At 73.3% G+C, this 14,908-nt stretch carries 11 protein-coding genes; 7 read left to right on the plus strand and 4 right to left on the minus strand.

The genetic code is table 11. From position 1 onward, the window contains the following. The first annotated feature begins 149 nt into the window (after positions 1–149). The 5 genes from AC08OU_RS05685 (at position 150) to AC08OU_RS05705 (ending at position 4,767) form a co-directional block, all read left to right on the plus strand. Positions 150–1,139 carry a DUF3710 domain-containing protein gene (locus AC08OU_RS05685; RefSeq protein WP_476598805.1) on the plus strand — a complete coding sequence of 330 codons (990 nt, stop codon included), beginning with the start codon at positions 150–152 and terminating at the stop codon, positions 1,137–1,139. A gap of 168 nt (positions 1,140–1,307) precedes the next feature. Further along, a complete protein-coding gene (locus AC08OU_RS05690) occupies positions 1,308–2,834 on the plus strand; it encodes a hypothetical protein (RefSeq protein ID WP_476598803.1) in 1,527 nt (508 codons plus the stop codon). A 48-nt stretch (positions 2,835–2,882) separates the two neighbouring features. Then, positions 2,883–3,110, plus strand: coding sequence for a hypothetical protein (locus AC08OU_RS05695; RefSeq protein WP_462186555.1), 228 nt, complete (start codon positions 2,883–2,885; stop codon positions 3,108–3,110). Beyond that, positions 3,107–3,940, plus strand: coding sequence for a precorrin-4 C(11)-methyltransferase (gene cobM / locus AC08OU_RS05700; protein WP_462186556.1), 834 nt, complete (start codon positions 3,107–3,109; stop codon positions 3,938–3,940). Before AC08OU_RS05695 ends, cobM begins: the two co-directional genes overlap by 4 nt. Before the next feature lie 20 nt (positions 3,941–3,960). Next, entirely contained in the window at positions 3,961–4,767 is an 807-nt protein-coding gene (locus AC08OU_RS05705; RefSeq protein ID WP_476604446.1) for a cobalt-precorrin-6A reductase, read from the plus strand. Positions 4,768–4,773: 6 nt separating this feature from the next. Here AC08OU_RS05705 and AC08OU_RS05710 read toward each other — a convergent pair whose 3' ends face one another. Genes AC08OU_RS05710 through AC08OU_RS05720 form a run of 3 tightly spaced genes read right to left on the minus strand, consistent with a single transcriptional unit; the run spans position 4,774 to position 8,500 of the window. Continuing rightward, a complete protein-coding gene (locus AC08OU_RS05710) occupies positions 4,774–6,354 on the minus strand; it encodes a precorrin-2 C(20)-methyltransferase (protein WP_476604447.1) in 1,581 nt (526 codons plus the stop codon). Then, the gene (locus tag AC08OU_RS05715; RefSeq protein ID WP_476604448.1) at positions 6,354–7,013 is read right to left on the minus strand and encodes a precorrin-8X methylmutase; all 660 of its coding nucleotides are present in this window, start codon (positions 7,011–7,013) and stop codon (positions 6,354–6,356) included. Before AC08OU_RS05715 ends, AC08OU_RS05710 begins: the two co-directional genes overlap by 1 nt. Continuing rightward, positions 7,010–8,500: a nitrite reductase gene (locus AC08OU_RS05720; RefSeq protein ID WP_476601442.1), complete on the minus strand. Its 1,491-nt coding sequence runs from the start codon at positions 8,498–8,500 to the stop codon at positions 7,010–7,012. The genes AC08OU_RS05715 and AC08OU_RS05720 overlap by 4 nt, the downstream gene beginning before the upstream one ends. Before the next feature lie 244 nt (positions 8,501–8,744). Here AC08OU_RS05720 and cobN point away from each other — a divergent pair, with 244 nt between their 5' ends. Together cobN and AC08OU_RS05730 are read left to right on the plus strand one after the other, a co-directional pair. Beyond that, the gene (cobN, locus tag AC08OU_RS05725) at positions 8,745–12,728 is read left to right on the plus strand and encodes a cobaltochelatase subunit CobN (protein WP_476601441.1); all 3,984 of its coding nucleotides are present in this window, start codon (positions 8,745–8,747) and stop codon (positions 12,726–12,728) included. A gap of 160 nt (positions 12,729–12,888) precedes the next feature. Further along, complete coding sequence (locus AC08OU_RS05730) at positions 12,889–13,863, plus strand: winged helix-turn-helix domain-containing protein (protein ID WP_476601440.1); 975 nt, start codon at positions 12,889–12,891, stop codon at positions 13,861–13,863. On the opposite strand, the gene AC08OU_RS05735 is transcribed toward AC08OU_RS05730, so the two are convergent. Then, entirely contained in the window at positions 13,853–14,770 is a 918-nt protein-coding gene (locus AC08OU_RS05735; protein WP_476604449.1) for an aldo/keto reductase, read from the minus strand. The genes AC08OU_RS05730 and AC08OU_RS05735 overlap by 11 nt on opposite strands. Positions 14,771–14,908 lie beyond the last annotated feature (138 nt).

Genomic DNA, 14,908 nt, shown 5'->3' on the forward strand with positions numbered 1-14,908 from the left:
CCGCGACCTGTCGCGTGCCTCCATCAGGGCCGATCCGAGGACGTTGCGGCCCGGCCAGCCGCCCGGGGAATCTCCCGGCCCCACCACCGGCGCGCCTACCTTAAGTAATCCATCAGTCACGCCAGGCTTCTGTCTGGGAGGTGGTCAGGATGCCAGGAGGGCGACTCATCCACCGTCGGCGCCGAAAGTCGGCGCAGCCGGAGCCGGACGACCATGCCGACACCGAGGCCAGTACCGGGGCCGACACCGGGCCCGGTACGGGCGACGGTGGCGCGAGGAAGCCCGGCGAAACGGGAACCGGCGCTACGGAAGCCGGCGCTGCGGGAGCCGGCGCCACGACGAGCGGGGGCGCCCGGGTGGGCCGGGGTCCGTTCGACGCGGCGGACGCGCCCGATGACGGCCGGGCGCGGGCGGATTTCGGAGCTCTCGTGGTGCCGCGGGTGAACGGCACCCGGATCCGGGTCTCGGCCTCTGGGCCGATGCCCACCCTGGCCGCGATGGACGGGACATCCGTCCTGGAGCTGTCCGTCCTCGCCGCCCCGCGCAGCGGCGGCCTGTGGGCGTCGATCCGCGAGGACCTGGTGCTCTCGGCACCGGAGGACACGGAATGGAACGACGAGGACGGGCCCTACGGCCCCGAGCTGCGCATGCCGCTCGACACGGCCGTCGGCCGCCTGCCCGCCCGCATCTTCGGCATCGAGGGGCCGCGATGGATCCTCTGCGCGGTCATCACCGGTGCGGCCGCGGTCGACGCGACGGCGGCGCCGCTGCTGGAGGAGGTACTGGACGGGCTCGTCGTCGTCCGGGGGGACGCGGCGATGCCGGTGCGCGAGCCCATCCCCTTCGAACGTCCCGACAGATTCGAAGGTCCCGGCCGAACAACCGACACCGCCGCGGCCATTCCGGAGCAACCCCCGGAGCGCAGGATCATGACGCTGGCGCTGCGGGGAGCCAACCGCGAGGCCCCCCACCCGCGGCGTCGTGACCCGGCCCGTCCACCACCGGCCCGGCTCAGGCCCGTGGGAAGTCGGTGTACTCCACGAGGTCGACGAAGATCTGGGCTGCGGCCCGGTAGAGATCGGTCCGGAGATGTTCATGGGCAGCACGCGGAGCTGTCCGGTCGACGGTCTTCAGCCTAACACCGGAAGCAGACGTGCAACGGCGGCCGTTCAGAGATCGTCTGTAAACGGATTTATCAAGCCTGTTCACCATGCGGGAAGGATGGCGCGGTTCGGGTCGCCCGGGCCGGTCACCATTCGGACCGGGGCTCCCCGGAGAGTACCCGGCACGACGGGCGGAGGTGCGGCGTGTCGGCCACGCTAGCGCTGGGCCTGCTGCTGCAGGGGCTCGCCTTGGTCGTGGTGGTTCGCGGTCGGGGCCGGCACGCCGTGTCCAGTCTCGGGCTGATGTTCGTCGGTGCCGCCATCGCCTACCACGGGGTGACGGAGGTCCTGCAGGTCCTGGTGCCGTCCTACAGTGACAACCGGCTGTTGACCACGGAGTCCGACGTCGCGGCCTACACCGTTCTGGTCGGGTTCTCCCTGCTCGCGTTCGCTTCCGGTTATCGCTTCGCGACCCAGCGCACGCCGCCGTCCACCGGTTTCCGCCGGGAGGAAGTCTTGGACTTCTTCGACTGGCGGGTCCTGACTCCGCTGGCCCTGGCTGCGGTGGCCGTGACAGCGGTCGGCAGGAACACCTCGTCCGGCGACGCGGACCCCTCGACGGTCACCGGCAGTCCCTACCTCGTCAGCGGCTTCGCGACGCAGTTCCTGGTCGTCGGCCTCGCCCTGGGAAGCTTCGCCGTGCTCGTGCGGACGAAGGGCCGCGGATTCCTCCCGGTACTCGGCGTCCAGTGCACGTTGCACACACTGGCGGGGCAGCGGCTGCCGGTGGCGATAGCGGCGGGCGCGGTGATCTACCTACTGTCCATCGTCGGGATTCCCATACGCCGACGGCAGCTCGTCTCGGTCGTCGCGCTCGTGGTTCTGGCCTACGTCGTCATCTACGGGGCACGCGCGGACGCGGGCCGGCAGGTATTCGGGTACAGCGTGGGTCCCAAGCAGCGCCTGCAGGCCCTGGCCGCCGGTCTGACCCATCCGGAACGCGGGATAAACCCGGGCGAAGTGGGAGACCTCGGGGTCCGCCTGGACGGGAACTCCTACCCGTCGATAATCCTGCGACGGCTCCGCGACGGTTCTCCGCCCATCGGCCCGGTAACCCTGTGGAACGACGTCAACATCGCCGTCCCGCGTTTTCTCAATCCCGACAAACTGAATTCCGACCTGGAGTCGCGTTCCCTCAAGACGCGCCTGTCCGCCACCTACGGGATCACCAACGCGTTCGACCGCCTGCCCACCCAGCTCGGCGAGCTGCTGCCCATCGGCGGTCCGCCGTGGATGGTGACCCTCGCGGCTCTGGGAGGATTCGTCCTCGCCCGGCTGGAGTACGCGCTGCGCGGATGTCGCCATCCAGCGGCTCTCCTGGGCCTGCTGGCGCTGGTGGCCGCGATCCTGCAGTACGAAGGCGGGATCGCGCTCTACGCGATCAACGGCCGCGGCGTCCTAGCCGTCGCGGCCGGACTGTTCGTGTGGCGGAAACGACGGATCTTCCGGCCCGCGACGGTTCGGGGGTCGACCACCCTACCGCCGCTGTGCACCGGCACCCCGGCCACCGTCGCGCGGGCCGGCTCCGACGAGGACGGCACGCCGACCGACCCGTCGCGGCCCGACCCGTCGCCGGGTGACCCGGTACGGACCGAGCCGGCGTCCGCTGGCAGGGACGAGGACGCGGCGCAGGTCACGGCCCGCGGCCACGGCCCGCGCCGCAACCGGTGAGGGGGTGGCGGCGCGGCGGCCGCGGTCTCTCTGACGTTCCGGAGGGCGGTGTCCGGCTTCCCGTCGGTGCGCGAGAGCCGGATCGCGACGCCCGGCGACGCCCGTGCCGGAGCGTCCCCGAGGGGGCTCGCCGCCGACGGCGTCCTGCTAGCGTGCCCGGTTGTGCCCAGCAGCATGCGCCGAGCGTCCGCCGCCCCCGCCGCCGAGCTGCCCGGGAACGTACAGCCGCCCGGGGACGTCCAGCTGCCCGGGGACAACCGGCGGGGGCCGGCGTGACCGTGCACTTCATCGGGGCCGGACCGGGCGCCGCCGACCTCATCACCGTCCGCGGCCGGAACCTGATCGCGTCCTGCCCGGTCTGCCTGTACGCCGGCAGTCTCGTCCCCGTCGAGCTGCTGGCGCACTGCCCGCCCGGGGCCCGTCTCGTCGACACCGCCCGGATGCCGTTGGACGACATCGTCGCGGAGCTGGTCGCGGCCGACGCCGCCGGTCACGACGTCGCCCGCCTGCACTCCGGCGACCCGTCGCTCTACAGCGCCGTCGCCGAGCAGATGCGCCGGCTCGACGCGGCCGGGATCGCCTACGACGTGACGCCGGGTGTCCCTGCCTTCGCCGCGGCGGCGGCGTCGCTGCGCCGGGAGCTGACGGTTCCCGGCGTCGCCCAGAGCGTGGTGCTGACCCGCACGGCCGTGCTGTCCAGTCCCATGCCGCCCGGCGAGGACCTCGCCGCCCTCGGCCGGTCGGGGGCGACCCTCGTGCTGCACCTGGCCGTGCACCGTATCGAGACGCTCGTCGCCGAGCTCGTGCCGAACTACGGTACGGACTGCCCGGCAGCCGTCGTCGCCTGGGCCAGCCGGGCCGACGAGATCGTGCTGCGCGGCACGCTCGCCGACATCGCCGGTCGGGCGCGGGCCGCGGGGCTCACCAGGACGGCCGTGATCATCGTGGGTCGCGCCCTGGCCGCGGAGGGTTTCCGGGACAGCTACCTGTACTCCCGGGAACGCTTCGGACCGGACGGATGCGTGTCGTCCGTTCCCCCGGCCTCCCCGGTTTCCCAGGCAAACGCCGCGCCGCGTGGCCCGGATCCCCTCCCCCGGGCTCGGTGACCGGGCGCCCCCGAGGCTCGGTGACCGGGGCATGCCGTGTGCTGCTGCTCGGCGGAACCGGGGAGGCGCGCCGCCTGGCGACCACGCTCGGCTCCCCGGATCCCGCCGGCACGGAGCGCATCGAGATCGTCTACTCGTTGGCCGGTCGGGTCCGCGAGCCTGCGCTGCCACCGTCCTGCCGGATCCGGATCGGCGGCTTCGGCGGGGCGGCGGGCCTGGCCGACTACCTGCGGGCCGAACGGATCGATGCGGTGGTCGACGCGACCCACCCGTTCGCCGCGACGATGACCACGCATGCCGCACAGGCCGCGCACGCCACCGGCGTTCCGCTGCTCGTCCTGCGCCGGCCGAGCTGGCGCGAGCAGCCCGGCGACGACTGGCGCCGGGTCCCGTCGCTGGCCGACGCGGTCGCTCTGCTCGACCGGTTCGTCCCACCCGGGCCGCGCCCGCATTCCGATCCGGCCCCACGGGTGTTCCTGACCACCGGGCGAACCGACCTCGCCCTGTTCGCCGGCCTGCACCGGCCCTGGTTCCTGGCCCGATCGGTCGAACCGCCGACCGGCCCGGTACCGCCACGGCTGACCGTCATCCTCGATCGTGGGCCGTTCGACGTCGCCGGGGAGACCGCCCTGCTGCGCCGGCACCGCGTCGACGTCCTCGTGACCAAGAACAGCGGCGGGACGATGACCGCCGCGAAGCTCGCCGCAGCCCGGGACCTCGGTCTGCCGGTCGTCATGGTCGACCGCCCGCCGCTGCCACCCGGGGTGACCGCGGTCGACGATGTCGACGCCGCCGTGGCCTGGGTCGCACCACCAGGGCCTAGATGACCGGGGCTAGGTGACCGGGTAACGACGTGGGGTGAACACGAGGTCCCGGCCGGGGCCGCGGTGCACCACCCGGGTCGTCGACGAGCCGATGAGCAGCAGGCAGCGCATGTCGACCTCGGCCGGGTCGAACGCGCCGAGGCTCGTCACGGTGATGCTCTCGGCAGGACCGCCGACATCCCGGCCGATGACCACCACCGTGCCCGGGGGGCGGTGTTCGAGCAGCACCTCGTGGGCCCGCTCCAGCTGATGGCGACGGGTGCGGGAAGCCGGGTTGTACAGCGCCAGGACGAAGTCGCCCGCGGCTGCCGCCCGCAGCCGCCGCTCGATGACCTCCCACGGCTTGAGTCGGTCGGACAGCGACAGCACGCAGAAGTCGTGACCGAGTGGCGCCCCGACCCGGCTCGCCACCGCCTGTGCGGCGGTCAGCCCGGGCACAACCCGCACCTCGACGTCCGCGAACCGCTCCGCCGCCGCGGCCTCGACGACGGCCGTGGCCATCGCGAAGACCCCGGGATCACCGGAGGAGACCACGGCGACGTTCACGCCGCCGGCCGCCAGTTCGAGGGCGAGCTCGGCGCGCTCGGCCTCGACAGTGTTCCCCGAGGCGTGCCGGCGCTGGCGTGGATCGACCGGCACCCGGTCGAGGTAGGGGCCGTAGCCGATGAGGTCGTCGGCGGCGGCCAGCGCCTCGGCGGCCTGCGGCGTCAACCAGCCCGCGGCGCCCGGTCCGAGGCCCACCACGACGACCTCCCCCGCGCCGGGCGTGCCGTCGGTACCGACGGTGCCAGCCGTACCAACGGTGGGCGCCGTCAGTACCCAGTCCGCCTGCGACGCGCGCAGCGGCGCCGGATCGTCCGCCCCCCGGACCGGGCTCGGCAGTACCGCGAGCGAGAAGTACGGCACCGTGGCCGGGTCTACCGCACCGAGCGGGGCGATGCGCTGGCCGGAGGTGGTGGCCCGTTCCACGTACCAGGTGTCCGCGAGGCGTCCCGCGGCGGTGAAGGCGTCCCGGACCCCCGGGAAGGTCCGCCCCATCTTGAGCACGACCGCGGTGTCCGTGCCGGCGATACGCTCGGCGAGGGCCGCCGGCGGCAGCGTGCCCGGCAGCACGGTGAGGACCTCGTTGCCCTCGACCAGCGGCCGGCCGAGCACCGCGCACCCCGCCGACAGGGACGTCACCCCCGGCACGACCTCGGTCGGGTACCGGTCGGCGAGGCGCCGGTGCAGGTGGATGAACGAGCCGTAGAAGAACGGGTCACCCTCGCTGAGGACCACGACGTCCCGGCCGGCGTCGAGGTGGACGGCCAGCCGCTTGGCGCAGTCCTCGTAGAACTCGTCGATCGCGCCACGGTAGCCGCCGGGGTGGGAGATCGTCTCGGTGGTGACCGGGTAGACCAGCGCCTCCTCGATCTGGTCACCGCGCAACTGGCTCGCGGCGACCGACCGGGCGATGCTGCGGCCGTGCCGGGCGCTGTGGTAGGCGATCACGTCGGCGTCACGGATCAGGCGGGCCGCCTTGAGGGTGACGAGCTCGGGATCCCCCGGTCCAACCCCGACTCCCCACAGCCGGCCCTTCAACGGCACCATTAATCCTCCTCGCTCGCGATCGCGTTGACCGCGGCGACCGCCATCGCGCTGCCGCCCCGCCGACCGTGCACGACGAGATGCTCCAACCGGGCCGGATCATCCACGAGGGCCTGCTTGGACTCCGCGGCGCCGATGAACCCGACGGGCACGCCGACCACCGCCGCCGGTCGCCCAGCTCCGGCCGCGACGAGTTCCAGCAGGCGGAACAGCGCTGTCGGAGCGTTCCCGACCGCCACCACGGAGCCGGCGAGCCGATCCGCCCACAGATCCACCGCCGCGGCGCTACGGGTGGTGCCCAGCCGCTCGGCGAGCTGCGGCACCCGGGGATCACCGAGCAGGCAGAGAATCTCGTTCGCGGCGGGCAACCGACGGCGGGTCACGCCGGCCGCCACCATCTGCGCGTCGCAGAGCACCGGGGCGCCGTCCAGCAACGCCGCGCGCGCCGCCGCGACCACGCCGGGGGTGAAAGCGAAATCGTCAACGAGATCCACCATTCCACAAGAGTGGATCATGCGGACCGCAACCCGGGCGACGTCACCGGGCAGCCGGTCGAGACGCGCCTCGGCCCGGATCGTCGCGAACGACCGGCGGTAGATCTCCGCGCCGTCACGGACGTAGTCGTAACGTTGCATACCGCTCATGTCTGATACGCCGTTCATGCCAGACTCCTCGCCGACCTGACGGCCGCGGCCAGGTCACGGTGGCCGTCGCCGGGGCTCGACGACACGACCGTCGCCTCGCCGCCGTCCGCTCCGACGGAGGCGGCGGCGGCCCCGAGGCCCGTCCGACGGACCCGGTAGCCGGGCCCGGTCGCCACAACCTCCACCACCTGTCCTCCCGGTTGCCCGCAGCGCCGCTCGCAGCCCGACCAGTGCACCGGCGCGAGGGCCGGGCCAACCGGGACGGGCCGGAGGGCTCGCGGCCTCCCGGCCAGGTGCGTCGGCGTCGACGGGTCGCCAGCTCGGATCCGCACGGACACCGCCGCGTCGCGGCGGACATCCGCCAGCGCCCGGGCGCATCCCGGCCGACCGGCACAGCTCGTCACGCCGACCCAGGATGATGCCGGATCGACAACCAGGCCCGCGTCCGCCGCCGCCCTCGACCACCGGGTAGCCTCGGCCGGGTCGAGATCGCGGAGCACGACGGACCGCCACGGAGTCACAACCAGGACGCCGTCTTCGGCGCCGCCCGCTCCGCCGACACCCTCACCACCGCCGGCACCGCCCGCTCCGCCACCGACACCGGCTGCCGCGGCGGCGGCGAGCAGGTCGAGCTGGTCGGCGCTCAGCCGCCCCAGGGGGACGAGCACGGTCAACGCCCGGCGGCCATCACGCTGCGGATGCGGACCGGGCCACGCGCCGGCCCGAACGGTGGCGCTCCCAACGGTGGCGCTCCCAGCGGCCTGAGCAATTCCAGCAGCCTGGACGATCCCAACGGCGCCGGCCTCGGCAGCCGCGAGCAAGTCGTCCTGTCCACCCGGTCCACCCGGCAACTCGGCGATCCGCCAGGCCGTCGCGGCGGTGCCCACCGCCGCGCGGGCCTCGATGAAGGCCCGCGCCGCGGCGAGGAGCGCGGGTACGGCGACGTGGACGGGCAACCGCAGCGCGCGGGTCGCGCCCGCGACGGCCAGCAGCATCTCCCCGGAGGGCAGGGCGCGCAGCGCGAGGTCCGCGGGCAGCCCGGCCAGGTCCCCGCTGCCGTCGTCGACGGCGAACAGCACCCGGCCGGGCAGCGCGGCGAGGGCCGGATCCGCGCACAGCCGGCGGTCCAGTTCGGCGACGACCGGCGCGATGTCCCGGCACCCGGCCTCGCCACGTCCGGACAGCGGCGAGCCCACGATGTTGCGGACCCGCTCGTGCGTCGTCGAGGGCAGCAGGCCGACCGCGCTCACCCGGGCGGCGAGCTCCTCGGCCGTACCGTCGGCCAAGCCGTTAGCCAGGCCGCGTAGCTGCACGTTAGCCCGGGAGGTGAGCTCAAGGTGGCCATCGGCGAACTCCCGCGCGCAGCCGGCGAGGGTCTTCGCCGCGGCGGCGGTCAGCCGGCCGCCGGGCAGCCGCAGCCGCGCGAGCGCGCCGTCTGCGGCCGGATGCGTCGTCAGCACACCGGGGCAGGCGTCGCGGACACGCTCCCGCGGACTGGTGGGCACCGGCGGAGCATACGTGCCGGACTCGGGCGATGCCGGTTGATCGTTTCTTTGTCACGACGACAGCCGAGTGCTTGACAACACCTCCCGCCTCTCTGCGATCGTGACGGGGCCACGAGCGGCGAACGGCGAGGAAGCCCGGTGCGGATCCGGTGCGGATCCGGTGCGGTCCCGCCACCGTCACCGGGGAGTGCGCCCCAGGCACGGCCACCGACGCGGGGCATGGACCCCCGGGAAAGGCATCACCATGTCGCCTGTGCAGACTCCTCCCACCGATCCGTCCAACGACCCTTCCGACGACCCGTTGGCCACGGTCACCCGCGAAGCCGGGGAGACATCGGGAGCCGGGGAGACGCCGGGAGCCGGGGAGACGGAGGTCGACGCGGTCGTCCTGCTGCTGTCGACCTCCGACACCGACCTGCTCTCCGCTCGGGCGAGCGGAGCCCGCTACCGCCTCGCCAACCCGGCCCGGCTCTCCGTCGCCGATCTCCCGGCGCTGACCAGCGGTGCCGATGTGGTCGTGGTGCGTATCCTCGGCGGCCGGCGGACCTGGGAGGAGGGGCTCGACACGCTGCTCGCCGACCCGCGCCCGGTGGTCGTGCTCGGTGGCGAACGGACCCCGGACGCGGAGCTCATGGCCGTCTCCACCGTGCCCGGCGGCATCTGCGCCGAGGCACACGCCTACCTCGCCCAGGGCGGTCCGGCCAACCTCGGCGAGCTGCACCGATTCCTCGCTGACACCCTGCTGCTGTCCGGTACCGGATTCGCCCCGCCGGTGACCATCCCGGCCTGGGGGGTGCTCGACCGGGCCGCGGACGCCTCAGCCACCCCGGACGCCTCAGCCACCCGGGACGTCCCGGACGTCCTCGCGGGGAACGCGGTGCGGCCGGTCGCGGTGCGGCCGGTCATCGGTGTCCTGTACTACCGCGCGCACCACGTCGCCGGGAACATCGCGTTCGTCGACGCGCTCTGTGCCGCGGTCGAGCGGGCCGGCGGGGATCCGCTGCCGGTGTACTGCGCGTCGCTGCGCGCCGCCGAACCCGAGCTGCTCGCCACCCTCGGGCGGGCGGACGCGCTGATCGTCACCGTGCTCGCCGCGGGCGGCAGCCAGCCGGCGCACTCCTCCGCCGGAGGCGACGACGAGGCGTGGGACGTCGGCGCGCTGGCCGCGCTGGACATCCCGATCCTGCAGGGACTGTGCCTGACCAGCGGCCGGGCGACCTGGGCGGAGTCGGACGACGGGCTGTCCCCGCTGGACGCGGCGACACAGGTGGCGATCCCCGAGTTCGACGGGCGCCTGATCACCGTGCCGTTCTCCTTCAAGGAGATCGACGCGGACGGGCTGACAAGCTACGTCGCCGACACCGAACGCGCCGGCCGGGTGGCCGGCATCGCCGTCGCGCACGGCCGGCTGCGGCGCGTCCCACCGGCCGAACGCCGAGTGGCGCTCATGCTCTCGGCCTACCCGACGAAGCACTCCCGGATCGGCAACGCGGTGGGCCTCGACACCCCGGCGAGCGCCGTGCGCCTGCTGCGGGCGATGCGCGCGGCCGGATACGACATCGGGCCCGACGACGGCCCGGACGCGCTGCCGGGGGTCGCGGCCGAGGACGGTGACGCCCTGATCCACGCGATCATCGCCGCGGGCGGGCAGGATCCGGCCTGGCTGACCGAGGAGCAGCTCGCCGGCAACCCGGTCCGGATCAGCGCGGCGCGGTACCGGGCGTGGTTCGACACCCTGCCCGCCGACCTGCGGGAGAGCGTCGAACGGCATTGGGGGCCCGCGCCCGGCGAGCTGTACGTCGACCGGTCCGCGAATCCGGACGGGGAGATCGTGCTCGCCGCGCTGCAGGCCGGCAACATCGTGCTGCTGGTCCAGCCGCCACGCGGCTTCGGGGAGAACCCCGTCGCTATCTACCACGACCCCGACCTGCCGCCGAGCCACCACTACCTCGCCGCCTATTGGTGGCTCGCCGACGGCTCCAGCGATTCCGGCGGCCCCGGCGGCTTCGGCGCGCACGCCGTCGTCCATCTGGGCAAGCACGGGACACTGGAGTGGCTGCCCGGCAAGACCGTGGGCATGTCCGCGTCCTGTCCGACCGACGCGGCGATCGGCAACCTGCCGTTGATCTACCCGTTCCTCGTCAACGACCCAGGCGAGGGCACGCAGGCGAAGCGTCGGGCGCACGCGACCCTGGTCGATCACCTGGTTCCGCCGATGGCCCGCGCGGAGAGCTACGGCGACCTGGCCCGCCTGGAACAGCTGCTCGACGAGCACGCCACCATCGCCGCCATGGATCCGGCGAAGCTGCCGGCCATCCGGGCGCAGATCTGGACGCTGATCCAGGCCGCCCGGCTCGATCACGACCTGGGACTGGCCGACCGGCCGCACGACGCCGAGTTCGACGACTTCCTGCTGCACGTCGACGGGTGGCTGTGCGAGGTGAAGGACGCGCAGATCCGCGACGGCCTGCACGTGCTCGGCGAAGCGCCGACCGGCGGGGCGCGGATCAACCTGGTGCTCGCGATGCTGCGGGCCCGGCAGATGTGGGGGGGGCGCGTCACCCTGCCGGGGCTGCGGGAGGCCCTCGGGCTCGTCGAGGACGACCGGGCGGCCCGCGGCGCGGTCGACGCCGCCGAAGCGACGGCGCTCGCCCTGGTAACGGCGATGGAGGAACGCGCCTGGGACCCGTCGGCCGCATCCGACGTGGTGACGACCGTCCTCGCCCCCCCTCCCTCGCCAGCGACCACCCCCTTGCCCCCTTTGCCTATCCAGAGGGATAAACCGGACACAAAAGCCTCTGGAAAGGCAAGGAAAGTCCACGGCCCGGCAGGCACGGACGCGGACGCGGAGACCGACCCGGTCCGGGAGACGGTGGCGGCCGTGCTGCGGTTCGCGGCCACGGAGATCGTGCCGCGGCTCGCCCGGACCACCGACGAGGTCACCGCCGTGCTGCACGCCCTCGACGGCGGCTACGTCCCGGCCGGTCCCAGCGGCTCGCCGCTGCGGGGCCTGGTCAACGTGCTGCCCACCGGGCGGAACTTCTACTCGGTCGACCCGAAGGCCATCCCCAGCCGGCTCGCCTGGGAGACGGGCCAGGCAATGGCGACCTCCCTGCTCGAGCGGTACCGGGCCGACACCGGCACCTGGCCCGAGTCGGTGGGCCTGTCCGCCTGGGGAACCAGCGCGATGCGCACCTCCGGCGACGACGTGGCCGAGGTGCTCGCCCTGCTCGGCATCCGCCCGACCTGGGACGAGGCGTCGCGGCGGGTCAGCGGGCTCGAACCGATCGACCTCGCCGAGCTCGGCCGGCCCCGCATCGACGTCACCGTGCGCATCAGCGGCTTCTTCCGGGACGCGTTCCCGCACGTGGTGGTGATGCTCGACGACGCGGTCCGGCTCGCCGTCGGCCTCGACGAGGCCGACGAGGACAACTTCGTGCGCGCCCACGCCCGTGCGGACCTCGCCGGGCACGGCGACGAACGGCGGGCCACCCTGCGCATCTTCGGCTCCCGGCCGGGGGCGTACGGTGCCGGGCTGCTGCCTCTGATCGACAGCCGTAACTGGCGCGATGACGCCGACCTCGCCGAGGTGTACGCGACGTGGGGCGGCTATGCCTACGGCCGCGGGGTCGACGGCATCCCCGCCCGGGAGGACATGGAATCGGCCTATCGGCGAATCGCCATTGCCGCGAAGAACGTCGATACCCGCGAGCACGACATCGCCGACTCCGACGACTACTTCCAGTACCACGGCGGCATGGTCGCGACCGTACGCGCGCTGACCGGCCGGGCGCCGGCTGCCTACATCGGCGACAGCACCCGGCCGGAGGCGGTCCGCACCCGGACGCTGTCCGAGGAGACCTCCCGGGTCTTCCGCGCCCGGGTGGTGAACCCGCGGTGGCTCGCGGCGATGCGCCGGCACGGCTACAAGGGGGCGTTCGAGATGGCCGCCACCGTCGACTACCTGTTCGGCTACGACGCCACCGCCGGCGTGGTCGCGGACTGGATGTACGAACGGCTCGCCGCAACCTACGCGCTGGACCCGGAGAACCAGAAGTTCTTCGCCGAGTCCAACCCCTGGGCGCTGCATGGCATCACCGAACGGCTGCTGGAGGCCGCGGCGCGCGGCCTGTGGGAGCATCCGGAGGCCGCGACTCTCGACGCGCTGCAGGAGCTGTACCTGCGCACCGAGGGCGACCTGGAGGACGGTCCCACCGGCGACGCCTGAGATCGCCGGGTCCGGCCAGCTCGGAGTGCGGCCAGCTCGGAGTGCGGCAAGGTCAGAGGGCAGCAAGGTCAGAGGGCAGCAAGGTCAGAGGGCGGCGGATGGTCGGCGGCGGACAGGTGGCGGGCCACCTCACGGTTCCGACCGTCGCGAATCCGGGAAAATGTCTCTGGTGCGGACGACACTTCTGCTCGTGGGCGACGAGGCCGCCATGCACCGAGACCTCGTCCCTGCCCTGCTCGGCGAGGGGTACGCCGTCGAGATGGCCGGCAGCGGCGAGGCGGCGCTCGCCGACCTGGTCGCCCGACCCGCCCAGGTCCATCTGCTCCTGGCCCGCCTGCCCCCGGCCCTGCCCCCGGTCCCGGCCCGGCGGACGGGTTCGACCACGGACCCTGCCTCTCCGCCGCCGGACGGCTGCCCGGACACCGTCCCAGCCTTGATTGAACCGATCAAACAGATCAAATCGGTCAAACCGGTCGACGCGCAAGCGGGCGCCCCGGCCATCGACGGGCTGGAGTTCTGCCGCCGTCTGCGCGCCGCCGGGGATCTTCCCCTCATCATGGTTGCCGGGCGGTCGGATCCCGCCGGGATCGTCGCGGGACTGGAGGCCGGGGCCGATGACTGTGTCACTGCTCCCCCCGTCACCGCCGAGGTGCTGGCGCGGATCCGGGCGCTGCTGCGCCGTGCCCGCCCGGGACAGTCGACGGCCAGCGCGCTCAGCGTCGGCGAGCTACAGATCCGGCCGGCCGAGGGCGTGGTCAGCCGGCGCGGCGAGGACCAGCACCTCACCCGGACCGAGTTCCTTCTGCTGTGTGAGCTGGCTGTCGCGGGTGGCCGGGTCGTCTCCCGCAAGCAGCTCCTGGAACGCGTCTGGGGGTACGGCCACTTCGGCGGCACCAGAATGCTGGACGTCCACGTGCGCCGGCTACGGCGCAAGGTGGAGGCCGACCCGTCCGCGCCCACCCACATTCTCACCGTGCGTGGGGTGGGTTACCGCGTCTGCTGCTCGTCGCCGACCTCACGCGTCGCGGCTCCTCTCCCGACTCCCGTTCTCACGACTCCACCGCCACCATCGGGGAATCGGGCGACGCGGAACCCGCCGCCGCGGCGGACTCGACCGGGCCTCGCTATCCGTTGACGGATGACATGTCGGGGTAGCGGGTGCCCGCCACGTCCGCCCCCGCCGCGCCCAATCGCTCCGCCTCGGCGGCCGTCAACGTGATGCTGGTGGCTGCGACGTTGTCCTTCAGGTAGCCGCGCCGCTTCGTGCCAGGGATCGGCACGACGTCGTCGCCCTGGTGGTGCACCCATGCCAGCGCGAGCTGCGCGGGGGTCACGTTCTTCTCCGCGGCAAGCTTCTCGATCTCGGCGAGCACGGCGAGGTTGGCGTCGAAATTGTCGCCGTGCATCCGCGGCAGGTGCTGGCGGAAGTCGGCGGCGGCGAAGTCCGCGGCCGAGCGGAAGGTGCCGGTCAGGAAGCCACGCCCGAGCGGGCTGTAGGAGATGAACCCGATGCCGAGTTCCCGCAGGGTCGGCAGGATCTCGGCCTCCGGCTCGCGGGACCAGATCGAGTACTCGGTCTGCAGGGCCGTGATCGGGGCGACGGCGTGGGCACGACGGATGGTGGCCGGTGCCGCCTCCGAGAGCCCGAGGTACCGCACCTTGCCGGCGCTGACCAGCTCGGCCATCGCGCCGACGGTATCCTCGATCGGCGTCTTCGGGTCGACCCGGTGCTGGTAGTACAGGTCGATGTGGTCGACGCCGAGGCGACGCAGGGGGGCGTCGCAGGCCGAGCGTACGTACTCCGGACGGCCGTCGATCCCCCGCGCCGTCGGGTCGGCGGGGTCACGGATGATGCCGAACTTGGTGGCCAGCACCACCTCGTCCCGGCGGCCGATGATCGCCCGTCCCACGAGTTCCTCGTTGCGGTACGGGCCGTACATGTCCGCCGTGTCCAGCAGCGTCACCCCGAGGTCGAGCGCCCGGTGGATGGTGGCGACCGACTCGGCGTCGTCGCCAGCGCCGTAGAACTCTGACATTCCCATGCAGCCCAGACCCTGGACGGAGACCTCCAGGCCCTGGCTTCCTAGGGCCTGTTTGGGAAGTTCGTCGGGGCAGCCATTCGTTGATCGCGGCGATGGTGACTGTTGCTTCGTAGCGGACGGCTAGCTTGTCGTAGCGGG

This window comes from Frankia sp. CcMO1, from assembly GCF_977945845.1.